A 22,061-nucleotide genomic window follows, 5' to 3' on the forward strand; every position below is an offset into this window, starting at 1 on the left:
GGTGAGTGAGGGGAATGGGGCAGCACAGCCGTGCCGCCCGCTAATAAACTTAATGCGCTTACTTCAGTTCCAGTTCATTCATTGCCGCAATGCTGAACCCGCCGTCAACATGGACGACTTCGCCAGAAATGCCTGCCGAGAGATCGGAACACAGAAACGCCGCTGAGTTACCCACATCTTCAATGGTCACGGTGCGACGAATTGGCGTAACGGCTTCACAATGCGCCAGCATTTTACGGAAGTCTTTAATACCGGACGCCGCCAGCGTGCGGATTGGGCCCGCAGAGATGGCGTTGACGCGAACCCCTTCCGGTCCCATAGCGTTTGCCATATAACGCACGTTGGCTTCCAGAGAGGCTTTCGCCAGACCCATGACATTGTAGTTCGGGATGGCGCGCTCCGCTCCCAGATAAGACAAGGTCAACAGCGCAGAACCCGGATTCAGCATGGTGCGGCAGGCTTTCGCCATGGCAACAAAGCTGTAAGAGCTAATATCGTGAGCGATTTTAAAGCCTTCGCGGGTAACCGCATTAACATAATCGCCGTCCAGCTGATCGCCAGGCGCGAAACCAATCGAGTGTACAAAACCGTCAAATTTCGGCCAAACGTTACCCAGCTCCGCAAACATAGCGTCAATGCTGGCATCTTCAGCGACATCACACGGTAAAACGATGCTGGAACCCAGCTGGGCAGCAAATTCTTCTACGCGGCCTTTCAGTTTGTCGTTCTGGTAGGTGAACGCCAGTTCAGCTCCTTCGCGGTGCATCGCCTGTGCGATACCGTAGGCGATGGACAGTTTACTGGCCACGCCAGTGACCAGAATGCGCTTACCGGAAAGAAAACCCATAGCTTTAATCCTTATAGTCATTGCTTATTTTTTGCTTTTACGAACAATGGTTAACAGCAACTTTTCAACATTATTCGAAATTAGTCTGAAATTATATCCCACTCCTGGCCCCGTGTGTCACGCTATTTTTCCGCCGCTATCACCGGCAGGTGACGTTCTAAAACCACACGGTAACAAAGTCCTTGAGGATTTTGAGCACTCCCCAGGGCCAAACTGGCAAATCAAAGAGTCTAATGGGACAGGCCCTACGGTGCAGTATACCAGCTGGTGTAAGGTTCGCCTCATCCAACCAGAGATACCGGGACGGATAGCAAGTACGATAGCGATGCGCCTTCCACCAGACAAATAAAGGTTCTGTAGGAAGCCAGAATATTCATCCGAATGGTTTACCTCACCTATTAGCGATGTTATGGACATGTAATTTTAACCAGCAAATGCTTAACAAAAATAATTTCTTTTTTAGGCGCTGAAGGTTTTCTCTATTTATTGATGCAGAGTAATACTGAATATGAAAAATTTTGGAAATCAGGTGATTACAGTAGTTACAAATCAGGTTTTTATATGTTTGCATGTATATTATAATAAATTTCAGAGGATGAGACATATGCCGTTTACATTTCAGATCGGAAATCATAGTTGCCAGATATCAGAAAGGTATTTAAGAGATATCATTGATAATAAAAGAGAGCATGTTTTTTCAACGTATGAGAAATTCATAGATTTTTTCAGGAATATATTCACCAGGCGAAGTTTAATTTCTGACTATAGAGAAATATATAATCTACTGTGCCAAAAAAACGAGCATCCCGATATTAAAGGGCCTTTCTCTCCAGGACCATTTTCGAAGCGAGATGAAGACTGTACACGATGGCGCCCCCTTCTTGGATATATTAAACTTATTGATGCCTCCAGGCCTGAAACAAGAGATAAATACACTGTAGAGGTATTAGCACAACAAGAAAATATGTTACTACTACAGATGTTTTACGATGGAGTATTAGTGACCGAGACGGAGTGTTCTGAACATTGCGTCGATTTTTTAAAAGAAACGATGTTTAATTATAATAACGGGGAAATTACGCTTGCCGCTTTGGATAATGATCATCTGACGCCGAGCGAGGCAGGTAGTAATGGAATCTATGAGGCTTTTGAGCAACGTTTGATAGACTTCCTGACCACGCCCGCCACGGCGTCTGGTGATGAGAGCGGCGCTATTGATCAGACGGATGCATCACAACCAGCGGCAATAGAGGCGTTTATTAACTCGCCGGAGTTTCAGAAAAATATTCGCATGCGTGATATTGAAAAAAATAAAATAGGTAGCGGAAGTTATGGGACAGTCTATCGGTTACATGATGACTTTGTTGTTAAGATTCCAATTAATGAGCGGGGGATAAAAGTGGATGTTAACTCTCCAGAACATCGTAATTGTCATCCTGAGCGTGTCAGTAAGTATTTGAATATGGCCAATGACGACAAGAATTTTTCTCGTTCGGCCTCCATGAATATTAATGGTAAAGACGTTACAGTTTTAGTTTCAAAATATATTCAAGGTCAGGAGTTCGATATTGAAGATGAAGATAACTATCGAATGGCGGAGGCGCTTCTTGAATCCCGGGGGGTTTATATGCATGATATAGATAACGTAGGTAATATTCTGGTTAAAGAGGGGGTACTTTTCTTTGTCGATGGCGATCAAATCGTGCTGTCACAAGAATCCCGGCAACAGCGAAGCGTTTCTCTTGCAACAAGGCAACTGGAAGAGCAAATTAAGGCCCGTTACCTGGTAAAATTAAAGCAGTCCGAGACCGAAGGAAATACTGAAGATATTGAATATTATAAGTCACTTATTACAGAGCTTGATGAGTTAATCGGAGAGGAAGAACAGGCACCTGCGCCAGGAAGACGTTTTAAACTAGCCGCGCCTGAGGAGGGGACTCTTGTGGCTAAAGTATTAAAGAATGAATTAAAAAAATAGCATTTAGTTCCGTTCTTTTCTGCGAATCGCCGGGGGCACATTCGCTACAGATTTACCGATCAATTATTGAGAGTTGCTATTCGTTTAAAGGTCGTTCGGGGGATCTGGACAGCCTGCAGCGGAGATGCAACTCGCCATTAGGGTTGGCGATGCCGCGCTGCCATAGTGGGTGAAATGCCACGCGATGGTGCAACACCATTAACTCGCCTTGATTTTTCCCCTCTGCCTGACAAGAAAAACCTGGCTTTACGGATGGTCTCATGCCGTCGTATTAGCGTTGTTCGGCGTAGTATGTAAATTTCCTTATAGCAATAGAAGAACATTCTCAAAACATAAAATTAGCAAGTTATCATGAAGTTAACATATATTGTTTTTTTCGATCATTTTTTATATATTGATCGTTTTTATTGATTGATTTGCGTTAAAAGCGCATTATCAGGGAGTTAAGATCAAGTGGAGTGGTCACATGCGCTATTTTTTTATGGCAGAGCCGATAAGGGCAATGGAGGGGGATTTACTGGGTGTCGAAATCACTACCCATTTTGCATCGTCGCCCGCTCGTCCGCTACACCCTGAGTTTGTTATCTCGTCATGGGACAATTCGCAGAAGCGCCGTTTTCTGCTTGATCTGTTGCGGACAATCGCGGCCAAACATGGCTGGTTTCTACGCCACGGCCTGTTCTGTATCGTAAATATTGATCGGGGTATGGCGCAGCTTGTCCTTCAGGATAAAGATATTCGCGCATTACTACACGCCATGCTATTTGTGGAGCTGCAGGTCGCTGAACATTTTTCATGTCAAGATAACGTCTTAGTCGATCCTTTAATACACGCGCTTCATAAACAACCTAATCCATTATGGCTGGGCGACCTGGGCGTAGGGAATGCAACTGCTGCGCCATTAGTTTGCGGGTGTTTTAGCGGCGTAAAACTTGATCGCAGCTTTTTTGTCTCACAAATTGAAAAAATGACGTTTCCGCTGCTTGTCAAACATATCCGGCGTTATTGTGACAAGATCGTGGTGGGGGGCCAGGAAAACACACGCTATTTGCCGGTGTTAAAAACGGCAGGCATTTGGGCAACCCAGGGCTCGTTATTTCCTTCCGTTGCGTTAGAAGAGGTTGAAACATTGCTGTTGGGCAGTCGCATGAACACCCTCAGAGAATCGAACTGAGGGTATTTGTTTCGCTTAGCGATCCTTTCGCCATGCGTCAGCGGTCAGCGCCTCGCCAAAATGGCCTGCGATTAAACGGCGGGTAAGCTCATGTAGCGGAGAGGCGAGCACATCGGCGGTGCTGCCGCGTTCAACCACTTCCCCCTGATGCATCACTAATACCTGATCGCTAATATGTTTCATCATGCCGATATGCTGCGTGACATAGATATAGGAGATGCCTTGCTTTTCCTGCAATTCAAGCATCAGATTGATGAGCTGCGAGCGCATGGACATATCAAGCGAAGCCAGCGCTTCGTCCGCGATAATGACTTTAGGGCGTAAAATCAGCGCGCGGGCCAGGCCCAGACGCTGTTTCTGCCCCGGCGCCAGCATATGCGGGTAGTAGCTCACGTGATCGGGCAATAGCCCCACCATACGCATCGTCTCGACAATCTGTTTGCGCCGCTGTTCCGGCTCCAGATCGGTATTAAGGCGCAGGGGGAAGTCAAGAATCTGTGAAATACGTTGACGTGGATTCAGTGACGTTGAGGGGTCCTGAAAAATCATTCGAATACGTTGGCTTCGAAACGAATAGTCGCCGTAATGCAGGGGATGATCGTCAATAAGAAGCTCGCCGCTGGTGGGTTCAATCATGCCGGCCAGCATCTTTGCCAGCGTGGATTTGCCGGAACCGTTTTCGCCGATAATGGCCAGAGTCTGACGCTCACGAAGCGTAAAGCTTAATGGTTTCACGGCGTCGACGGTCTGGCGGCGAAACCATCCTGTCCGGTAGCGAAAGGTTTTACTCAGGTTGCGCACTTCAAGCAGAGTTTCCACCATATCACTCTCTCTCCATATTCAGCGGAAAATGACAGGCATAGAGATGATTTTTCGCGCCGGTTAAGCGTGGCGTGATAATGCATTCTCGTTGCGCGTAAGGGCAACGCGGCCCCAGACGACAGCCTATCGGTAACTGCTCCAGTAGCGGGATCGCGCCCGGCAGCGTATTGAGACGGCTTTTATGCGGCATCGCGCTGCCAAAATCCGGAATCGCACGGATAAGCGCCTGCGTATAAGGATGATGTGGCGTCGTCACCAGATCTTTACTTGGCGCGGTTTCTACCGTCTGGCCGCAGTATAAAACGTTGATTTTGTCAGCCCACTGACTCAGCATTTGCAGGTCGTGGCTAATCAACAGAATGGTGGTATTACTGTTTTGATTCAGTCGGGTCAGCAGGCGAAAAATTTGCGCCTGCGTCGTCGGTTCCATTGAGTTGGTGGGTTCATCAGCGATCAGGAGTCGCGGTTGATTCGCCAGCGCGATAGCGATCATAACTTTCTGACACTCGCCATCGGTCAGTTCATAGGGAAAACTGCGCATCGCGTCTTTATGATCTTTAATTCCCACCCGGTGCAGTAATTCAATTGCACGCCGTTTACGCCAGCCTAAACGCTGCCACCAGCGGCCTTTATAGGTCCAGGCGGGAATATTTTGCATTAACTGGCGGCCGACGCGTTCGGAAGGATCAAGGCACGACTGCGGCTCCTGGAAGATCATCGACACATTATGCCCGACCAGCTTACGCCGTTCACGAGAGGAGAGGCGCAGCAGATCGATATCATCAAAACGCATACGGTCGGCAGTGACTCGCCAGTTGTCTTTCGCGACGCCGCAAATAGCTTTAGCAATCAAGCTCTTTCCGGAACCCGATTCACCTACCAGGCCGCGAATTTCACCTTCGCTTAATGTCATACTGACGCGATCGACCGCTTTTACCCAACCTTCGCTGGTTTTAAATTCAATGGTGAGATTGCGGATATCCAGTAACGGCATTATTCCACCCCCGCAATAATCGCACGACGAATCCCATCTCCGAGCAGGTTTACCAGTAAAACACTGAGCGTTATCGCCGCGCCGGGTAGCATAACGGTCCACGGCGCGACATAGATTAGCTCCAGCGCATCCCCCAACATGGCCCCCCATTCAGGAGAGGGAAGCTGCGCGCCGAGATCTAAAAATCCCAGCGCGGCGATGTCCAGAATCGCCATCGACAGCGCCCGGGTAATTTCGGTGACCAGACCGGCGGTAATATTCGGTAAAATGGCGAACCACAGAATATTCAGCGTTGTCGCGCCATCCAGACGGGCGGCAATGACGTACTCTTTTTCCAGTTCATCATGCACCATGCTATAGACGGAACGTACCATTCGCGGCAACAGAGCCAGCCAGACGGCAAACATCGCGTGTGACAGATGTGGGCCGGCAAATGCCACGACGATAATCGCCAGCAAGAGCGAAGGGATGGAAAGCAGCGTGTCCAGAATATGGTTCAGTACGGCAGAGCGTAAACCGTGGGTCGCGCCTGCCACTACGCCGAGGACTAATCCACATAGCGTAGCCGCCAGCGTTACGATAAACGCGCCGCCGACCGTGGGCGCCGCGCCGCTTAACAGGCGGCTCAGCACATCGCGCCCCAGATCGTCAGTCCCCAGAAAAAAGGAGACTTCGCCATAGCGTGACCAGGAGGGTGGCAGTAGCTGATAGCCCAGAAATTGCTGATCGATACCATAGGGCGCGATCCAGCCGCCAAAAATACACAGCAACGCCAGACCGGCGCATCCATACAGACCCACCATCGCAGGCGCGTCGCTATAAAATTTACGCCAGGCAGTGCGCAGGGTGCCTGGCGGGCGCTTTTCGCTGTAGACGCTATCGTAAGGCATACCATTCCTTATGTTTCAGAGGGTTAGCCATAGCACCCAAAATATCGGAAATCACATTGACCACAATAACCAGCGACCCAATGACCATCACGCCAGCGGAAATAGCGGCATAGTCCTGCTGACGAATGGCGTGAATTAACCATCGTCCCAGTCCTGGCCAGCTGAAAACCATTTCGGTAATCATCGCCAGCGTTAACATGGTTGAAAACTGCAGACCAAGACGGGGAATGACCGGCGGCAGCGCATTATGCAACACGTGACGGCGTAAAATCGTAAAGCGCGACAAGCCGCGCGTGGCCGCCGCTTTAACGTAGTTCTGATCGTAGACCTCAATAGTGCTGATTCGCATCAGGCGGATCACTTCTGTGGTCGGCGCGACGGAAAGCGTGAGCACCGGTAAAACCATATGCCGTATGGCGCTCATTACCATTTCATCGCGCCACGGCGAATCTGAAATCCAGGCGTCAATGATGGCGAAACCGGTAACCGGTTTAACTTCATAAAGCAAGTCAAATCGCCCGGATACCGGCAGCCACCCCAGCGTGAGCGAAAAGAACAGTGTGAGTAGAAGGGCCAGCCAGAAAACCGGAATTGAGAAACCTAATAGCGCCAGCGCGCTGATAAAACGATCCGGCCATTTGCTACGCGTCACGCCAGCCAGCATCCCGACCGGGATGCCGACCATCAGCGCAAAACCAAAGGCGAGAATGCACAGCTCCATCGTGGCGGGAAACACCTCTTTAAGCTGCTCGGAGATCAGTTGGCCGTTAATGCTGGACACGCCAAAGTCCCAGTGCAGCAGACCGTTGAACCAGAAAACCCAGGCATTCCATAATGATGCGCCTTGTAGCGGCGCGTGCGGCGTAAAATAGCTCAGGCTAAAGCCGATAAAGGTCAGGAAGAATAGCGTCACCAGCAACAGCAATAACCGACGCAGGGTGAAGATAATCATGGTTTTTTCACCTCTTCGTGTTTTTCGCGGGAGACGCCGGCAAAAGACGCATTGCCGAACGGGCTTAACACCAGCCCTTTAATATCGTAGCGGTAAGCCTGCAGGCGTAGTGATGATGCCAGCGGCAGTATCGGCAGCTCTTTCTCCAGGATATTCTGCGCTTCCTCATATGCTTCTATGCGCGAAGCCAACTGCTGCGACGACAGTGCTTTACGCAGCACGCTGTCAAATTCAGGGTTACACCAGTGGGCGAAATTGGTTTGCGAATTGATGGCCGCACAGCTTAACAGCGGTCTGAAAAAGCTATCCGGATCGTTGCTGTCCGTGGCCCAGCCGGATAAGGTCAGATCGTGATTCATATCCATCAGGCGCGCCTCCTGAAAACGACCGTCAACCGGCACAATGACCACTTTTACGCCAACCTGCGCCATATCCGCCTGAATAAGCTCCGCCGTTTTTAGCGGACTTGGGTTCCAGGCCTGAGAACTGGTCGGCACCCAGAGATGCAGCGTAAGATTCTCAATGCCCAGCGCTTTTAGCTGTTCGCGCGATTTTTGCGGATTGTACTCCGTAATTTTGGCATCGTTATCGTAAGCCCATGAGGCTCTCGGTAAAATGGAGGCTGCGGTTTCCGCCGTGCCGTAATAAATCGACTGCATCAGACGCTGGTTGTTGATCGATAAGGCCAGCGCATGGCGCACTGCGGGATTATTCAACGGCGGCTTATCGGTGTTAAAGGCCAGATAGGCGATATTCATCCCCGGGCGCAACGTCAGACGTAAACGCGGATCGTCGCGTAAAATAGTTAGCTGGCTGGCGGCGGGCCAGGCCAGAACATCGCATTCACCGGTCAGTAATTTCGATAAACGCCCGGTACCGCCGGAGCCTAAATCCACCACCACTTGCGGCATCAGCGGTTTGCCGCGCCAAAACCCATCGTGGCGCTGGAGACGAATAAACTGCCCGGCACGGTACTCCGAAAGCTGGAAAGGACCGGTGCCGACCGGTTGCCGGTCTAGCAGTTCCTGACGATCTTTTCGGCTAAGCTGCGCGGCGTACTCAGCGGACATGACGGAAGCGTAGTGTGTGGCCAGATGCCATAAAAAGGAGGCGTCTGGCTGCGTCAGGCGAAACTCAACGGTGTTATTGTCCAGCTTACGCACGCTTTTTACATTGTCGGCGAACTGTAGGCTATCAAAGTAGGGGAAGCTACTGCCGTTGATGTTATGCCACGGATGCCGACGATCAAAAATCCGCTGAAAGGTAAAGACGACATCATCAGCATTGAGTTTTCGGGTCGGCGTAAACCAGGCGGTTTTTTGAAAGGAAACGTCGCGGCGCAGGTGAAAACGGTACGTTGCCCCGTTATCCAGCACTTCCCAGCTTTCTGCCAGCTCTGGGACTAAACGATAAGTATAGGGATCGACATCCAACAGGCGATCATATAACTGGGCGGCCAGGGTATCGACGATGAGGCCGCTGCTCGCTTTTTGCGGATTAAAGGTGTTGACCTGCCCGCTGACACAATACACAAAGCCGCTATCGCGAATATCTGCACTCGCAGTTTGTTCGGGCGCAGTCGCAGCCGTAGCCTGACTACTTAGTAGACCCGCTATCACGATCAGAGACGATAAAACCAGGCGCATAATAGTTAAGTTTTTGAAGTTCAATTTGCAAAGTGTATCGCACTTCGGCCCGCCACGTAAAAATGTCGGTGGATAACTGGCGTAAATGTCGTCAATTAGCCGGAGAAATAGCTAAAGCTGATGCTTTTTAAGCAAGGCGCGAAACTGGTGGTAGGTGAGCGCCAGCAAATCGGCGGCTCGTTTCTGGTTAAATTTCGCCTGCTGTAAGCTACGTTGCAGCAGCGCTTTTTCCTGTTGCAGTTGAAACTCCCGCAAGTTGAGCGGCAGGTCAGGCGTGGCGGATGCCGCTGGCAGGGCGGGCGCGGGCGGTTCGGCGGAATGGCGTTGAAAAGGATCGATAACAATTTCATCCAAAGGATGTTCACTGCTGCCGTGGCGATACACTGAACGTTCGACTACGTTTTTCAGCTCGCGGACATTACCCGGCCAGGCGTAATGCAACAACGTTTCTTTTGCCCGATCGGTAAAACCGGGAAATAAGGGCAAACGTAGCTCACGACACATCTGAATAGCAAAATGCTCGGCCATCAGCATGATATCGCTCTGGCGTTCGCGCAGCGGCGGCAGTTGTACAACATCAAAAGCCAGCCTGTCGAGCAGATCGGCACGAAATGTCCCTTCCTTCACCATGGCGGGTAAATCGGCATTAGTGGCGCATACTAATCGCACATTAACCTGTAACGGCTGGCTGCCGCCGACGCGCTCTAGCTCGCCATATTCAATCACCCGCAGCAGCTTTTCCTGTACCAGCATCGGCGCTGTCGCCAGTTCATCCAAAAATAGCGTGCCGCCATCGGCGCGTTCAAAGCGACCGGGATGGCGTTTTTGCGCCCCGGTAAAAGCCCCCGCTTCATGACCAAACAGTTCGGAGTCCAGCAGATTTTCGTTAAGCGCTGCGCAGTTAAGCGAGATAAGCGGCCCCTGCCAGCGTGAAGAGAGATAGTGCAGGCGATTGGCGATAAGTTCTTTACCCGTCCCGCGTTCGCCAATAATCAGCACTGGCTTATCCAGCGGCGCGAGCCGGGAGACTTGTTCCAGTACTTCAAGAAAACGGTTTGCCTCGCCGAGCAGGTTATCTTTAAATTCAGCCATGATGAAAATCGCCACTTGTTAGTGTTTTTCACCACTTTATCCTTTTTTGCTGGCGAGGTAAAACGAAACAATTTCTTTATTATCAGTGATATGAAAAGTTGGCACGCAAATTGTATTAATCATGTAGCAGGGCATCGCCCGTTATCAGAACATTATGTGAGGATTGAATTATGGGTATTTTTTCTCGTTTTGCCGACATCGTGAACGCCAATATCAATGCGTTGTTGGAAAAAGCGGAGGATCCGCAGAAGCTGGTGCGCCTGATGATTCAGGAGATGGAAGATACGCTGGTGGAGGTTCGCTCGAACTCCGCGCGTGCTTTAGCGGAAAAGAAACAGTTATCCCGTCGTATTGAACAGGCTACGGTTCAGCAGACCGAGTGGCAGGAAAAAGCGGAACTGGCTCTGCGCAAAGATAAAGACGATCTGGCGCGCGCCGCATTGATTGAAAAACAAAAGCTGACCGATTTAATTGCTACGCTTGAACAGGAAGTCACGCTGGTGGATGACACGCTGGCGCGCATGAAGAAAGAGATTGGCGAGCTGGAAAACAAACTCAGCGAAACACGCGCTCGCCAGCAGGCGCTGATGCTGCGTCATCAGGCGGCGAGTTCTTCCCGTGATGTCCGTCGTCAGCTTGACAGCGGCAAACTGGATGAAGCCATGGCGCGGTTTGAATCCTTTGAACGTCGTATCGATCAAATGGAAGCGGAAGCGGAAAGCCATCGTTTTGGTAAGCAGCAATCGCTGGACCAACAGTTTGCCAACCTGAAAGCCGATGATGAAATCAGCGAGCAGCTGGCGCAGTTGAAAGCCAAAATGAAGCAAGATAATCAATAATGACAATGGCGGCGCCGGTACGCGCCGTCGCTCATCAGCTTTAGGTGTAAGGAGAACGCATGAGCGCGCTATTTCTGGCCATCCCGTTAACCATTTTTGTGTTGTTTGTGTTACCGATTTGGCTGTGGCTGCATTACAGCAACCGCGCCGGTCGGGGAGAACTGTCGCAAAGCGAGCAGCAACGCTTACTGCAACTCACAGACGATGCGCAACGTATGCGCGAGCGCATTCAGGCGCTGGAAGACATTCTTGATGCAGAGCATCCGAACTGGAGAGAGCGCTAATGGGTGGAATCAATCTGAATAAAAAACTATGGCGTATGCCGCAAAAGGGCATGGTGCGTGGCGTTTGCGCCGGGATCGCCGACTACCTTGATGTACCGGTAAAACTGGTGCGTATTCTGGTCGTGCTGTCGATTTTCTTTGGGCTGGCGTTTTTTACCGTAGTGGCCTATATCGTTCTGTCTTTTGTACTGGACCCTATGCCGGATAATCTGGCCGCAGGGAAACCGCAGCCGACCAGCGGCGAACTGCTGGATACCGTAGACAGAGAGCTTGCCGCAGGCGAAAAGCGTTTGCGTGAAATGGAACGCTACGTCACGTCAGATACGTTCACACTGCGTAGTCGTTTCCGTCAACTGTAACTGATATATCGGGAAGGTGAAGATGAATACTCGCTGGCAACGCGTCGGGCAGAAGGTGAAGCCCGGCTTCAAAATAGCAGGTAAGCTGGTTCTGTTGACCGCGTTACGCTACGGGCCTGCCGGCGTGGCGGGATGGGCGGTAAAATCCGTCGCCCGTCGTCCGCTAAAAATGTTGCTGGCGTTTGCGCTGGAGCCAGTACTTCGTAAGGCGGCGAATAAAATTTCGCAGCGTTACAAATAGCGAGTCTGGTCATAATATTTCGTTAAGCTCTGGCGTATAGTGTGTGCGAAATACATTACGTGTCAGGACGGAAGTATGTTGAAAAAAGGAATATTTGCGTTAGCGTTATTCATAGCCATGCCGCTTTATGCCGCAGAATACTGGATAGATGTCCGCATTCCGGAACAATATCAGCGAGAGCATATTCAGGGCGCGATTAATATCCCATTGAAGGAGATTAAATCTCATATCGAAACGGTAGTTCCAGACAGGAACGATACGGTAAAGTTATATTGCAACTCCGGACGACAGTCGGGCATGGCAAAACAAATGTTGCTTGATATGGGGTATACGCACGCGATGAATATGGGCGGCATCAGTCGTCTTGATATGCCGAAAGTAAAAAAATAGATAATCTATTGCTCAATACTCATACTAACCGCGGCGCTTAATGCGCCGTTGTTGATCTCTCCGGGTAGTTGATAATAACGTTTTTGCACATATCTATAACGCAGGCTCGTTATTATTTTTTCTTCTCTTCAGGCTCAACAGGATGTCAATGAAGCGACTTAAAACTGAACTCAACGCGCTGGTCAATCGTGGGGTAGACAGGCATTTGCGTCTTGCCGTAACCGGGTTGAGCCGCAGCGGCAAAACGGCGTTTATCACGGCGATGGTTAACCAGTTGCTTAATGTCCACGCGGGCGCGCGCTTACCGTTGCTCAGCGCGGTACGTGAAGAACGCCTGCTTGGCGTAAAGCGTGTGCCTCAACGTGATTTTGGTATTCCCCGTTTTACCTACGACGAGGGGATACTTCAGCTTTATGGCAATCCTCCCGCCTGGCCCACACCGACGCGCGGCGTCAGTGAGATTCGGCTGGCGTTGCGCTATCGCTCAAACGACTCGCTGCTGCGCCATTTTAAAGATACCTCGACATTGTATCTGGAGATTGTGGACTATCCAGGGGAATGGTTACTCGATCTGCCCATGCTGGCTCAGGATTATTTAAGCTGGTCCCGTCAGATGAACGGCTTGTTGCAAGGGCAACGCGCTGAGTGGGCCGCAAAATGGCGGCAACTTTGCGACGGGCTCGATCCGCTGGCGCCCGCCGATGAAAACCGGCTGGCGGAGATTGCCGCCGCCTGGACGGATTATTTGCATCAGTGTAAATCGCAGGGATTGCACTTTATTCAGCCTGGACGGTTTGTTTTGCCGGGCGATATGGCGGGCGCGCCAGCGTTGCAGTTTTTCCCGTGGCCGGATGTGGACGCCTTCGGCGAGTCAAAACTGGCGCAGGCGGATAAACAGACCAACGCTGGAATGCTGCGCGAACGCTTTAACTACTATTGCGAAAAAGTGGTCAAAGGGTTCTATAAAAATCATTTTCTACGCTTTGATCGCCAGATTGTACTGGTCGACTGTCTGCAACCGCTTAATAGCGGGCCGCAGGCGTTTAATGATATGCGTCTCGCCTTAACGCAGTTGATGCAAAGTTTTCACTATGGCCAGCGGACTCTGTTTCGCCGCTTGTTTTCGCCGGTGATTGATAAATTGCTGTTCGCCGCGACGAAAGCCGACCATGTCACCCTCGACCAACATGCCAATATGGTGGCCTTGCTCCAGCAGCTTATTCAGGATGCCTGGCAAAATGCCGCGTTTGAAGGCATTAGTATGGATTGCCTGGGGCTGGCGTCGGTACAGGCGACCACCAGCGGCGTGATTGAGGTCAACGGTGAAAAAATCCCGGCTTTACGTGGAAACCGTTTGAGTGACGGCGCGCCGTTAACCGTGTACCCCGGCGAAGTGCCTTCGCGTTTGCCGGGACAAGCGTTTTGGGATAAGCAGGGCTTTCAGTTCGAAGCCTTTCGTCCTCAGGTGATGGATGTTGATAAACCATTACCACACATTCGTCTGGACGCTGCGCTGGAGTTTTTAATAGGAGATAAGCTGCGATGAGCGAACCGTTAAAACCGCGTATTGATTTTGCAGAACCGCTAAAGGAGGAGTCTACGTCGGCCTTCAAAGCGCAGCAAACTTTCAGCGAAGCGGAGTCGCGTACATTTGCGCCTGCGGCTATCGATGAGCGCCCGGAAGACGAAGGCGTGGCAGAAGCGGCGGTCGATGCCGCGCTGCGCCCCAAACGCAGCCTGTGGCGTAAAATGGTGATGGGAGGACTGGCGCTGTTTGGCGCGAGCGTGGTCGGGCAAGGCGTACAGTGGACAATGAATGCCTGGCAAACACAGGACTGGGTCGCTTTAGGCGGCTGTGCCGCAGGCGCGCTGATCGTTGGCGCTGGCGTGGGATCGGTGGTCACGGAGTGGCGGCGATTATGGCGCTTGCGCCAGCGGGCGCATGAACGCGATGAAGCGCGTGAACTGTTACATAGCCATAGCGTCGGGAAAGGTCGCGCATTTTGCGAAAAACTGGCGCAGCAGGCGGGGATTGATCAATCACATCCGGCATTACAACGTTGGTATGCCGCTATTCACGAAACGCAAAACGACAGGGAAATCGTCGGTTTGTATGCGAATCTGGTACAGCCGGTACTTGACGCGCAGGCGCGACGTGAGATTAGCCGTTTCGCCGCGGAATCGACTCTGATGATCGCCGTCAGCCCGTTAGCGTTGGTGGATATGGCGTTTATTGCCTGGCGTAATTTACGCCTGATTAACCGCATCGCAACGCTGTATGGCATTGAACTTGGTTATTACAGCCGCCTTCGTCTGTTCCGTCTGGTGTTGCTGAATATCGCGTTTGCGGGGGCCAGTGAGCTGGTGCGTGAAGTCGGTATGGACTGGATGTCTCAGGATCTGGCCGCACGCCTGTCTACGCGCGCGGCGCAGGGGATTGGAGCAGGCCTTCTTACCGCTCGACTGGGAATAAAAGCGATGGAGCTATGTCGGCCATTGCCGTGGATCGACAACGATAAACCACGTCTCGGTGATTTTCGTCGTCAGCTTATCGGTCAGCTAAAAGAGACCCTGCAAAAGAGTAAGTCGTCGCCTGAGAAATGACCTTCCACAGGGCGCTGATTGCCTGGCTTTACGCCGCAGCGCCCGTTTTTCCGCCATGCTGTCAATATTTGTTGACAGAATCCTTCCTGCCAGCCGAATAGTGGCTTATCATCTATTTAATGGTTCATTATTCAGGTGAAGGTTCCCATGCGTCTGGAAGTATTTTGTGAAGACCGACTTGGTCTGACCCGCGAATTACTTGATTTACTGGTGTTACGTAGCATTGATTTACGCGGAATCGAGATTGATCCCATTGGGCGAATTTATCTTAATTTTGCTGAGCTGGAATTCACCGACTTCAGCAGCCTGATGGCCGAAATCCGCCGTATTTCCGGCGTAACGGATGTCCGTACCGTTCCCTGGATGCCGTCCGAACGTGAACATCTGGCCCTGAGCGCGCTGCTTGAGGCGTTGCCGGAGCCGGTGCTCTCATTGGATATGAAGAGTAAAGTGGAGATGGCGAACCCGGCGAGTTGTCAGCTTTTTGCCCAGAACCAGGAGCGAATGCGGCACCATACCGCCGCACAATTAATCAACGGCTTCAATTTTCAGCGCTGGCTGGACGGTAATCCGCAAAGCTCCCATAACGAACATGTCGTGATCAACGGGCAAAACTTCCTGATGGAGATTACGCCGGTACATTTACAAAACGAAAATGACGAATACGTGTTGACCGGGGCGGTCGTGATGTTGCGTTCCACGATTCGTATGGGGCAGCAGCTACAGAATTTGTCCACGCAGGATCTGAGCGCGTTTAGTCAGATTATTGCCGTGAGCGCAAAGATGAAGCACGTCGTTGAGCAGGCGCGCAAACTGGCGATGCTCAGCGCGCCGCTGCTGATTACCGGCGATACGGGAACAGGCAAAGATCTTTTCGCCTATGCCTGTCACCAGGCAAGCCCTCGTTCAGCGAAACCGTATCTGGCGCTCAACTGCGCTTCAATCCCGGAAGATGCGGTAGAAAGCGAACTATTTGGCCATGCGCCGGAAGGTAAAAAAGGCTTTTTTGAACAGGCGAATGGCGGTTCGGTGCTGCTGGATGAAATTGGCGAAATGTCGCCGCGTATGCAGGCGAAGCTGCTGCGTTTTCTCAACGATGGTACGTTCCGTCGCGTCGGCGAAGATCACGAAATTCATGTTGATGTCCGCGTTATCTGCGCCACGCAGAAAAATCTGGTGGAGCTGGTGCAAAAAGGACTGTTCCGCGAAGATCTCTATTATCGACTTAACGTTCTGACGCTTAATTTGCCGCCGTTGCGCGATTGTCCGCAGGATATTATGCCGTTGACCGAACTGTTCGTGGCGCGTTTTGCCGACGAACAGGGCGTTCCACGACCGAAACTGTCTGCCGATCTGAGTACGGTCCTCACTCGTTACGGCTGGCCGGGTAACGTTCGCCAGCTTAAAAATGCGATTTATCGGGCGCTGACGCAACTGGAAGGGTATGAGCTGCGTCCGCAGGATATCCTGCTGCCTGACTACGATGCCGCGACGGTGGCAGTCGGCGAGGATGCGATGGAAGGCTCGCTGGATGACATTACCAGTCGTTTTGAACGTTCTGTCCTTACTCAGCTTTATCGTAGCTATCCGAGTACGCGTAAACTGGCGAAACGGTTGGGGGTATCACACACCGCGATTGCCAATAAGCTGCGTGAATATGGTCTGAGCCAGAAGAAGGGTGAAGAGTAGAAAAAAGAAGGCCTCCGGATAGAGGCCTTCTTGTGACAAAAGAGCACCGCCTGTAGCACTGACAAACGTAGCGCTTATGCCTTCAGGACATTAAGCGCGGCGTCGTAATCCGGCTCGTGGGTGATTTCATCCACCAACTGGCTGAAAATAACGTTGTCGTTTTCGTCAAGCACGATGACTGCGCGCGCCGCCAAACCTTTCAGCGGGCCGTCAACGATTTCGACGCCGTAGTTTTTCAGAAACTCGTTATTACGCAGAGTGGAAAGCGTAATAACATTGCTCAGGCCTTCCGCGCCGCAAAAACGCGACTGTGCAAAAGGCAGGTCAGCAGAAACGCACAATACGACGGTATTCTCCACTTCTGTGGCCAGTTGATTAAACTTACGAACTGATGCGGCGCATACGCCAGTATCAATGCTTGGGAAAATATTCAGCACCTTGCGTTTGCCTGCATATTGGCTGAGGGAAACGTCAGACAAATCTTTTGCGACAAGAGTAAAAGCCTGTGCTTTGCTACCAGCCTGCGGAATAACGTTGGCAACGGTGACCGGGTTACCCTGGAAATGTACAGTCTGTGACATAATTATGTTCCTATTTACTTATAGTTAACGTCGAAATCCAGTTTAAGTCATTATTCATTAACACGGCAAATACTATTTGTAGCAAGCCGCGTCCGGCGCTATCAGAGGGGAAGAGATGAGATCTGTTAAGGTATATGAGGAAACCTGGCCGTTGCATACGCCTTTCGTTATTGCGCGTGGTAGCCGAAGCGAAGCGCATGTTGTCGTTGTCGAACTGGAAGAAGAGGACGTAAAAGGCATCGGGGAATGTACGCCATATCCACGTTATGGTGAAAGTGATGCCTCGGTCATGGCGCAAATCATGAGTATTGTGCCTCAGTTGGAAAACGGGCTGACTCGCGAAGCATTGCAGAAACTGTTGCCGGCAGGCGCGGCGCGCAATGCGGTGGATAGCGCCTTATGGGATTTGCAGGCCCGCCAGCGGCAGCAAAGCCTTGCCGGGCTGCTCGGCGTGACGCTGGCGCCGGTTTTTACTACCGCGCAAACGGTAGTGATAGGTACGCCGGAACAGATGGCAGCCAGTGCGGCGGCACTATGGGAAAAAAGGGCGACGTTGCTGAAAATTAAACTCGATGCTCGTCTGATTAGCGAACGTATGGTGGCGATCCGCTCGGCGGTGCCGGAGGCGACGCTCATTGTGGACGCCAATGAATCGTGGCGTCCGGAGGGGCTGGCGGCGCGTTGCCAGTTACTGGCGGATCTGAATGTCGCGATGCTGGAGCAACCGCTGCCCGCGCAGGATGACGCCGCCCTGGAAAATTTTATTCATCCGTTGCCCATCTGTGCAGATGAGAGCTGCCATACTCGCAGTAGTCTGAAAGCCCTGACGGGGCGCTACGATATGATCAACATTAAGCTGGATAAAACCGGCGGTCTGACTGAGGCGCTGGCGCTGGCAACGGAGGCGCGGGAGCAAGGATTCGGCCTGATGCTGGGCTGTATGCTCTGTACATCAAGAGCGATTAGCGCCGCGCTGCCGCTTATGCCGCAGGTGAGCTTCGCCGATCTTGATGGCCCAACATGGCTGGCGGTTGATGTTGAGCCCGCGCTACGCTTTACGACGGGTCAACTCCATCTTTAGGATGCCAGCGGAGCAGATTCGACATCGCCAGCAAGTATTTTTCGCTGGCTTCATCGGCGGAAACAGGGGGAAACTCGGCGGTAATGCAGTGCAGGTTGAGGTCGGCGCACCAGCTGCCAAACGAACCGGGCGTTTCGTAACCTACGCTGGTCACCAGCGGCAACGCAAACGCATCGGCCAGCCACTCGCCTAGCTCGCTGCGACGTGGATCTTCAATGCAGGCTAGCGGATCGTGAAAAGAGACGACCCAGGCGGGTTGGAGTCGATGAATTAACTGGCAAAGCGCCTGGGTTTCCGGTTCTGAGCCGGGATGGTCGCCGGTTAGCAGCACGACATCACGCTCTTGCGCGCGGCTATTCCAGCGATAAACTGTCTCACCCGCTTTCCAGTTGGCGGCGGGAAAGTTACGGTTTAGATCAATGCCATTCGCATTTGCCCTTAACCCCAGTTGACAGCCATCAGGATTAACGGCAAGTACGACATGATGACGGCGAAGGGTTGGATTTAAGGTGCGTAACGCACAGGAGAGCGTCACCACGGATGAGGTTTCATCCCCGTGGGTGCCAGCCAGTATCAGACCGCTTTCGCGATTGGCGGCAGGCGCCGGAAACCAGATTAGCGGCGCGCCTAGTAGCGAACGTCCATAATGTTCAGTGCCTGGCGGAAATGCGCCGCGCTCGGCACGGGGGCGGGTGACAGTCATACGCGTTTCCCGAAGCTGAGACCAGTAGGGTAATCATCGTAGTGTTGTGTAAAACCCGCCGATTATCAAATGGTTTCTATTTACCCTCTTGTATGGCGCGATATCAACTTTCTGGCGGAAGATAATTGCATTTCTTTCTGCTGAAACAAATAATTACGTTGTCATTTAACTCATCTTTGAGGAACTTCTATGAGGCATTCTGTTTCAGTAACCTGTTGTGCGCTGTTGGTTAGCAGCTTTTCCCTGGCATATGCTGCGGATGTTCCCGGCGGAACGGTACTGGCAGAGAAACAAGAACTGGTGCGTCATATCAAAGATGAGCCCGCTTCGTTAGATCCAGCGAAAGCCGTTGGGCTGCCTGAAATTCAGGTGATCCGCGATCTGTTTGAAGGGCTGGTTAACCAGAACGAAAAGGGTGAAATTATCCCTGGCGTCGCCAGCCAGTGGAAGAGCAATGATAATCGTATCTGGACGTTTACGTTGCGGGATGATGCGCAATGGGCCGATGGAACGCCGGTGACCGCCCAGGATTTTGTCTATAGCTGGCAACGCCTCGTTGATCCCAAAACGCTTTCCCCCTTCGCCTGGTTTGCCGCTCTGGCTGGCATCACTAATGCGCAAGCCATTATCGACGGTAAAGTCACGCCGGATCAGCTTGGCGTCAGTGCCGTGGACGCGCACACTTTGCGTGTTCAGCTTGACAAGCCGTTGCCCTGGTTTGCCAGTCTGACCGCCAGTTTTGCCTTTTATCCGGTCCAAAAAGCGAATGTTGAAAGCGGCAAAGACTGGATGAAGCCGGGAAAACTGATTGGCAATGGCGCGTATGTGCTTAAAGAGCGCGTGGTAAATGAAAAACTGGTGGTCGTGCCTAATACGCATTACTGGGATAACGCGAAAACGGTACTGCAAAAAGTGACATTTTTACCCATTAACCAGGAGTCGGCTGCGACGAAACGTTATCTTGCCGGTGATATTGATATCACCGAATCTTTCCCTAAAAATATGTACCAGAAATTATTGAAGGATATTCCAGGGCAAGTTTATACGCCGCCGCAATTAGGGACTTATTATTATGCGTTTAATACGCAGAAAGGGCCGACGGCGGATTCCCGCGTTCGTCTGGCGCTAAGTATGACCATTGATCGCCGTTTGATGGCGGAAAAAGTCTTAGGTACCGGTGAAAAACCGGCCTGGCATTTTACACCGGATGTCACGGCAGGATTTAAGCCCGATCCTTCACCGTTTGAACAAATGAGCCAGGAAGAACTTAACGCCCAGGCGAAAACATTGCTGCGTGCAGCAGGCTACGGATCGCAGAAGCCGCTTAAATTAACTCTGCTTTACAATACCTCAGAAAACCATCAGAAAATCGCGATTGCGGTGGCGTCAATGTGGAAGAAAAATCTGGGGGTGGATGTGAAATTGCAAAACCAGGAGTGGAAAACGTATATCGACAGCCGGAATACCGGTAATTTTGATGTTATTCGTGCCTCCTGGGTGGGTGATTACAACGAACCGTCGACTTTCTTATCCTTATTAACGTCCACGCATACGGGGAATATTTCACGCTTTACTAATCCGACTTATGACAAAATCCTGACGCAAGCGACGATGGAAAATACCGCCGAAGCGCGTAACGCGGATTACAATGCAGCGGAGAAAATTTTAACGGAACAAGCGCCTATAGCGCCTATTTATCAGTATACCAATGGCCGGTTAATTAAACCGTGGGTAAAGGGATACCCCATTACTAACCCGGAAGATGTGGCCTATAGTCGCACAATGTATATCGTGAAGCACTGATGCGTACTGGTTTCTTGTTAACGCAAGGTAGCCATGCCCGCCGCCTGATGCCGCCGTTCTCATTGCTGTGTTTTCAGCCAGGCGGCAATATCCTGTGTCGGCAGATGATGTTGTGCATTCCAGGTGTCACTCATCGGCCACCACATACCGTCACCACGCGCGAAGGCGACGCGATAGCGCAGCATTGGATCATGCGGATGTAAACGGAGCTGCTCCTGTAAGTCAGGTAGCGTCAATACGCCTCGGGTAAAGGTTTGCTGCGTCACGCGTTCGACCGTTTCCGCCAGTTTTGCATAAGAGGTCGTTTCCCCCGCAACAAAGACGACTTCGTTAGTGATACGCGGCTGATGCAGATAAATTTCAGTGGTCAGGCGACCAATATCCGCAGGCGACGTGACGGTGACCTGCCTTTCCCATCCGCCGAGGGCATTGATGGTTTTTTGGGCTAAGTTGACCACATCAAAGGCCGGTTCGAAGAGAAAAGAGGTAAATAAACCGGTTGAAACAATCACCCACTCTGTGACGTTTTGCTCGCGCAAAAGCGTCCTGACGTCATACTGTTCGTCCCACACCGGCTGGCCGCTGCCTTTGCCGACCACATCGTAATTCACGCCAAACTGCCAGGGGAAATAGCGCTTAACGCCCGCCTCCAGTACCGCGCGGGTGATTTTTATCTGGGTACCCGCACCGGCGACAAACCCCATACAATTGATGATCGTATCAAAACCGTGGAATTGATCTTTTAACGCTGCAACCGAACTGCCTGCGATGTCGACCGGGATAAACCGCGCACCGGCATCCGCCAGTTGTTGATGAATGCTGGAACGTCGTTTGCTCTGTTTATCCCTGGATCGCCCTGACACAATAACGCAAACGGAACCATTACGCTGTGTGACCGCCGGAACCAACGACGCCAGCACTGACGCCCCCAGTTGTCCCGCGCCCAGCACCAATACTTTTTCACCTACCTGATTATTGGATTGTTTCATTTGCGCCTCTCTGTGTTGATTCACCTGTAGATAGAGATTACGGCAGGGTTCTGCGTTCGATAAGACGCCGAAGACGGGTTAGACTGTTCTGATAAATGGGATA

At 51.6% G+C, this 22,061-nt stretch carries 24 protein-coding genes; 12 read left to right on the forward strand and 12 right to left on the reverse strand.

Annotation, left to right across the window (positions count from 1 at the left end; all coding sequences use genetic code 11):
• Positions 1-58: 58 nt before the first annotated feature.
• From fabI to NA197_RS00345, 3 genes are all read right to left on the reverse strand, one after another.
• On the reverse strand, positions 59-847 hold the full coding sequence (gene fabI / locus NA197_RS00335) for an enoyl-ACP reductase FabI (protein WP_000506501.1): 789 nt from the start codon (positions 845-847) through the stop codon (positions 59-61).
• Positions 848-964: 117 nt separating this feature from the next.
• Positions 965-1,264: a hypothetical protein gene (locus NA197_RS00340; RefSeq protein ID WP_064043110.1), complete on the reverse strand. Its 300-nt coding sequence runs from the start codon at positions 1,262-1,264 to the stop codon at positions 965-967.
• Positions 1,239-1,418: a hypothetical protein gene (locus tag NA197_RS00345; RefSeq protein ID WP_001532376.1), complete on the reverse strand. Its 180-nt coding sequence runs from the start codon at positions 1,416-1,418 to the stop codon at positions 1,239-1,241. The genes NA197_RS00340 and NA197_RS00345 overlap by 26 nt, the downstream gene beginning before the upstream one ends.
• A gap of 33 nt (positions 1,419-1,451) precedes the next feature.
• Between NA197_RS00345 and steC the strand changes: the two genes are divergently transcribed.
• Together steC and NA197_RS00355 are read left to right on the forward strand one after the other, a co-directional pair.
• A complete protein-coding gene (steC, locus tag NA197_RS00350; RefSeq protein ID WP_064043111.1) occupies positions 1,452-2,825 on the forward strand; it encodes an SPI-2 type III secretion system effector kinase SteC in 1,374 nt (457 codons plus the stop codon).
• A gap of 466 nt (positions 2,826-3,291) precedes the next feature.
• Positions 3,292-3,999 (forward strand): EAL domain-containing protein, encoded by a 708-nt coding sequence (locus tag NA197_RS00355; protein WP_064043112.1) that lies wholly within the window; start codon positions 3,292-3,294, stop codon positions 3,997-3,999.
• Between the two features lie 15 nt (positions 4,000-4,014).
• On the opposite strand, the gene sapF is transcribed toward NA197_RS00355, so the two are convergent.
• The 6 genes from sapF to pspF all read right to left on the reverse strand — a co-directional run bounded on the left by sapF (position 4,015) and on the right by pspF (position 10,395).
• Positions 4,015-4,821 carry a peptide ABC transporter ATP-binding protein SapF gene (sapF, locus tag NA197_RS00360; RefSeq protein WP_000230462.1) on the reverse strand — a complete coding sequence of 269 codons (807 nt, stop codon included), beginning with the start codon at positions 4,819-4,821 and terminating at the stop codon, positions 4,015-4,017.
• Position 4,822: 1 nt separating this feature from the next.
• Positions 4,823-5,815, reverse strand: a complete 993-nt coding sequence (gene sapD / locus NA197_RS00365; RefSeq protein WP_001128869.1) for a peptide ABC transporter ATP-binding protein SapD — start codon at positions 5,813-5,815, stop codon at positions 4,823-4,825.
• Positions 5,815-6,705, reverse strand: a complete 891-nt coding sequence (gene sapC / locus NA197_RS00370) for a peptide ABC transporter permease SapC (protein ID WP_001146150.1) — start codon at positions 6,703-6,705, stop codon at positions 5,815-5,817. The genes sapD and sapC overlap by 1 nt, the downstream gene beginning before the upstream one ends.
• Positions 6,692-7,657: a peptide ABC transporter permease SapB gene (sapB, locus tag NA197_RS00375; protein WP_000583298.1), complete on the reverse strand. Its 966-nt coding sequence runs from the start codon at positions 7,655-7,657 to the stop codon at positions 6,692-6,694. Before sapB ends, sapC begins: the two co-directional genes overlap by 14 nt.
• Entirely contained in the window at positions 7,654-9,303 is a 1,650-nt protein-coding gene (gene sapA / locus NA197_RS00380; RefSeq protein ID WP_064043113.1) for a peptide ABC transporter substrate-binding protein SapA, read from the reverse strand. Before sapA ends, sapB begins: the two co-directional genes overlap by 4 nt.
• 111 nt (positions 9,304-9,414) lie before the next feature.
• Positions 9,415-10,395 carry a phage shock protein operon transcriptional activator gene (gene pspF / locus NA197_RS00385; protein WP_024158023.1) on the reverse strand — a complete coding sequence of 327 codons (981 nt, stop codon included), beginning with the start codon at positions 10,393-10,395 and terminating at the stop codon, positions 9,415-9,417.
• A gap of 170 nt (positions 10,396-10,565) precedes the next feature.
• Between pspF and pspA the strand changes: the two genes are divergently transcribed.
• The 8 genes from pspA (at position 10,566) to tyrR (ending at position 16,801) form a co-directional block, all read left to right on the forward strand.
• A complete protein-coding gene (gene pspA / locus NA197_RS00390) occupies positions 10,566-11,234 on the forward strand; it encodes a phage shock protein PspA (RefSeq protein WP_000511010.1) in 669 nt (222 codons plus the stop codon).
• A 59-nt stretch (positions 11,235-11,293) separates the two neighbouring features.
• Positions 11,294-11,518, forward strand: coding sequence for an envelope stress response membrane protein PspB (gene pspB / locus NA197_RS00395; protein WP_001274953.1), 225 nt, complete (start codon positions 11,294-11,296; stop codon positions 11,516-11,518).
• The gene (gene pspC, locus NA197_RS00400) at positions 11,518-11,877 is read left to right on the forward strand and encodes an envelope stress response membrane protein PspC (protein WP_000508938.1); all 360 of its coding nucleotides are present in this window, start codon (positions 11,518-11,520) and stop codon (positions 11,875-11,877) included. Before pspB ends, pspC begins: the two co-directional genes overlap by 1 nt.
• A 22-nt stretch (positions 11,878-11,899) precedes the next feature.
• On the forward strand, positions 11,900-12,118 hold the full coding sequence (gene pspD, locus NA197_RS00405) for a phage shock protein PspD (protein WP_001097610.1): 219 nt from the start codon (positions 11,900-11,902) through the stop codon (positions 12,116-12,118).
• Between the two features lie 75 nt (positions 12,119-12,193).
• Entirely contained in the window at positions 12,194-12,508 is a 315-nt protein-coding gene (gene pspE, locus NA197_RS00410) for a thiosulfate sulfurtransferase PspE (protein WP_000913428.1), read from the forward strand.
• Positions 12,509-12,656: 148 nt separating this feature from the next.
• Positions 12,657-14,054: a YcjX family protein gene (locus NA197_RS00415; RefSeq protein ID WP_000825858.1), complete on the forward strand. Its 1,398-nt coding sequence runs from the start codon at positions 12,657-12,659 to the stop codon at positions 14,052-14,054.
• A complete protein-coding gene (locus NA197_RS00420) occupies positions 14,051-15,112 on the forward strand; it encodes a YcjF family protein (RefSeq protein WP_064043114.1) in 1,062 nt (353 codons plus the stop codon). Before NA197_RS00415 ends, NA197_RS00420 begins: the two co-directional genes overlap by 4 nt.
• A gap of 147 nt (positions 15,113-15,259) precedes the next feature.
• The gene (gene tyrR, locus NA197_RS00425) at positions 15,260-16,801 is read left to right on the forward strand and encodes a transcriptional regulator TyrR (RefSeq protein ID WP_001235484.1); all 1,542 of its coding nucleotides are present in this window, start codon (positions 15,260-15,262) and stop codon (positions 16,799-16,801) included.
• A gap of 74 nt (positions 16,802-16,875) precedes the next feature.
• Here tyrR and tpx read toward each other — a convergent pair whose 3' ends face one another.
• Positions 16,876-17,382 carry a thiol peroxidase gene (tpx, locus tag NA197_RS00430; RefSeq protein WP_000084401.1) on the reverse strand — a complete coding sequence of 169 codons (507 nt, stop codon included), beginning with the start codon at positions 17,380-17,382 and terminating at the stop codon, positions 16,876-16,878.
• A gap of 115 nt (positions 17,383-17,497) precedes the next feature.
• Between tpx and ycjG the strand changes: the two genes are divergently transcribed.
• Positions 17,498-18,463, forward strand: coding sequence for an L-Ala-D/L-Glu epimerase (gene ycjG, locus NA197_RS00435; protein WP_064043115.1), 966 nt, complete (start codon positions 17,498-17,500; stop codon positions 18,461-18,463).
• Here ycjG and mpaA read toward each other — a convergent pair.
• Entirely contained in the window at positions 18,438-19,166 is a 729-nt protein-coding gene (mpaA, locus tag NA197_RS00440; RefSeq protein WP_000219108.1) for a murein tripeptide amidase MpaA, read from the reverse strand. The genes ycjG and mpaA overlap by 26 nt on opposite strands.
• A 189-nt stretch (positions 19,167-19,355) precedes the next feature.
• Between mpaA and NA197_RS00445 the strand changes: the two genes are divergently transcribed.
• Positions 19,356-20,969, forward strand: coding sequence for a peptide ABC transporter substrate-binding protein (locus NA197_RS00445; RefSeq protein ID WP_001216553.1), 1,614 nt, complete (start codon positions 19,356-19,358; stop codon positions 20,967-20,969).
• A 59-nt stretch (positions 20,970-21,028) separates the two neighbouring features.
• On the opposite strand, the gene NA197_RS00450 is transcribed toward NA197_RS00445, so the two are convergent.
• Positions 21,029-21,958 carry an aromatic alcohol reductase gene (locus tag NA197_RS00450; protein WP_064043116.1) on the reverse strand — a complete coding sequence of 310 codons (930 nt, stop codon included), beginning with the start codon at positions 21,956-21,958 and terminating at the stop codon, positions 21,029-21,031.
• Positions 21,959-22,061 lie beyond the last annotated feature (103 nt).

Origin of the sequence: Salmonella sp. NW884, from assembly GCF_051700745.1 — a bacterium.
Taxonomy (GTDB): domain Bacteria; phylum Pseudomonadota; class Gammaproteobacteria; order Enterobacterales; family Enterobacteriaceae; genus Salmonella; species Salmonella enterica.

What these genes read in the sequence shown, in the direction of transcription:
- pspE (WP_000913428.1), top strand. Translation starts at nt 12,194, where the DNA reads ATGTTGAAAAAAGGAATATTTGCGTTAGCGTTATTCATAGCCATGCCG.
- sapF (WP_000230462.1), bottom strand. Translation starts at nt 4,821, where the DNA reads ATGGTGGAAACTCTGCTTGAAGTGCGCAACCTGAGTAAAACCTTTCGC.
- NA197_RS00420 (WP_064043114.1), top strand. Translation starts at nt 14,051, where the DNA reads ATGAGCGAACCGTTAAAACCGCGTATTGATTTTGCAGAACCGCTAAAG.
- NA197_RS00450 (WP_064043116.1), bottom strand. Translation starts at nt 21,958, where the DNA reads ATGAAACAATCCAATAATCAGGTAGGTGAAAAAGTATTGGTGCTGGGC.
- sapA (WP_064043113.1), bottom strand. Translation starts at nt 9,303, where the DNA reads ATGCGCCTGGTTTTATCGTCTCTGATCGTGATAGCGGGTCTACTAAGT.
- pspB (WP_001274953.1), top strand. Translation starts at nt 11,294, where the DNA reads ATGAGCGCGCTATTTCTGGCCATCCCGTTAACCATTTTTGTGTTGTTT.
- steC (WP_064043111.1), top strand. Translation starts at nt 1,452, where the DNA reads ATGCCGTTTACATTTCAGATCGGAAATCATAGTTGCCAGATATCAGAA.
- NA197_RS00345 (WP_001532376.1), bottom strand. Translation starts at nt 1,418, where the DNA reads ATGCAAACATATAAAAACCTGATTTGTAACTACTGTAATCACCTGATT.
- pspA (WP_000511010.1), top strand. Translation starts at nt 10,566, where the DNA reads ATGGGTATTTTTTCTCGTTTTGCCGACATCGTGAACGCCAATATCAAT.
- pspD (WP_001097610.1), top strand. Translation starts at nt 11,900, where the DNA reads ATGAATACTCGCTGGCAACGCGTCGGGCAGAAGGTGAAGCCCGGCTTC.
- sapD (WP_001128869.1), bottom strand. Translation starts at nt 5,815, where the DNA reads ATGCCGTTACTGGATATCCGCAATCTCACCATTGAATTTAAAACCAGC.
- sapC (WP_001146150.1), bottom strand. Translation starts at nt 6,705, where the DNA reads ATGCCTTACGATAGCGTCTACAGCGAAAAGCGCCCGCCAGGCACCCTG.
- mpaA (WP_000219108.1), bottom strand. Translation starts at nt 19,166, where the DNA reads ATGACTGTCACCCGCCCCCGTGCCGAGCGCGGCGCATTTCCGCCAGGC.
- tpx (WP_000084401.1), bottom strand. Translation starts at nt 17,382, where the DNA reads ATGTCACAGACTGTACATTTCCAGGGTAACCCGGTCACCGTTGCCAAC.
- NA197_RS00445 (WP_001216553.1), top strand. Translation starts at nt 19,356, where the DNA reads ATGAGGCATTCTGTTTCAGTAACCTGTTGTGCGCTGTTGGTTAGCAGC.
- tyrR (WP_001235484.1), top strand. Translation starts at nt 15,260, where the DNA reads ATGCGTCTGGAAGTATTTTGTGAAGACCGACTTGGTCTGACCCGCGAA.
- pspC (WP_000508938.1), top strand. Translation starts at nt 11,518, where the DNA reads ATGGGTGGAATCAATCTGAATAAAAAACTATGGCGTATGCCGCAAAAG.
- fabI (WP_000506501.1), bottom strand. Translation starts at nt 847, where the DNA reads ATGGGTTTTCTTTCCGGTAAGCGCATTCTGGTCACTGGCGTGGCCAGT.
- ycjG (WP_064043115.1), top strand. Translation starts at nt 17,498, where the DNA reads ATGAGATCTGTTAAGGTATATGAGGAAACCTGGCCGTTGCATACGCCT.
- NA197_RS00340 (WP_064043110.1), bottom strand. Translation starts at nt 1,264, where the DNA reads ATGTCCATAACATCGCTAATAGGTGAGGTAAACCATTCGGATGAATAT.
- sapB (WP_000583298.1), bottom strand. Translation starts at nt 7,657, where the DNA reads ATGATTATCTTCACCCTGCGTCGGTTATTGCTGTTGCTGGTGACGCTA.
- NA197_RS00355 (WP_064043112.1), top strand. Translation starts at nt 3,292, where the DNA reads ATGCGCTATTTTTTTATGGCAGAGCCGATAAGGGCAATGGAGGGGGAT.
- NA197_RS00415 (WP_000825858.1), top strand. Translation starts at nt 12,657, where the DNA reads ATGAAGCGACTTAAAACTGAACTCAACGCGCTGGTCAATCGTGGGGTA.
- pspF (WP_024158023.1), bottom strand. Translation starts at nt 10,395, where the DNA reads ATGGCTGAATTTAAAGATAACCTGCTCGGCGAGGCAAACCGTTTTCTT.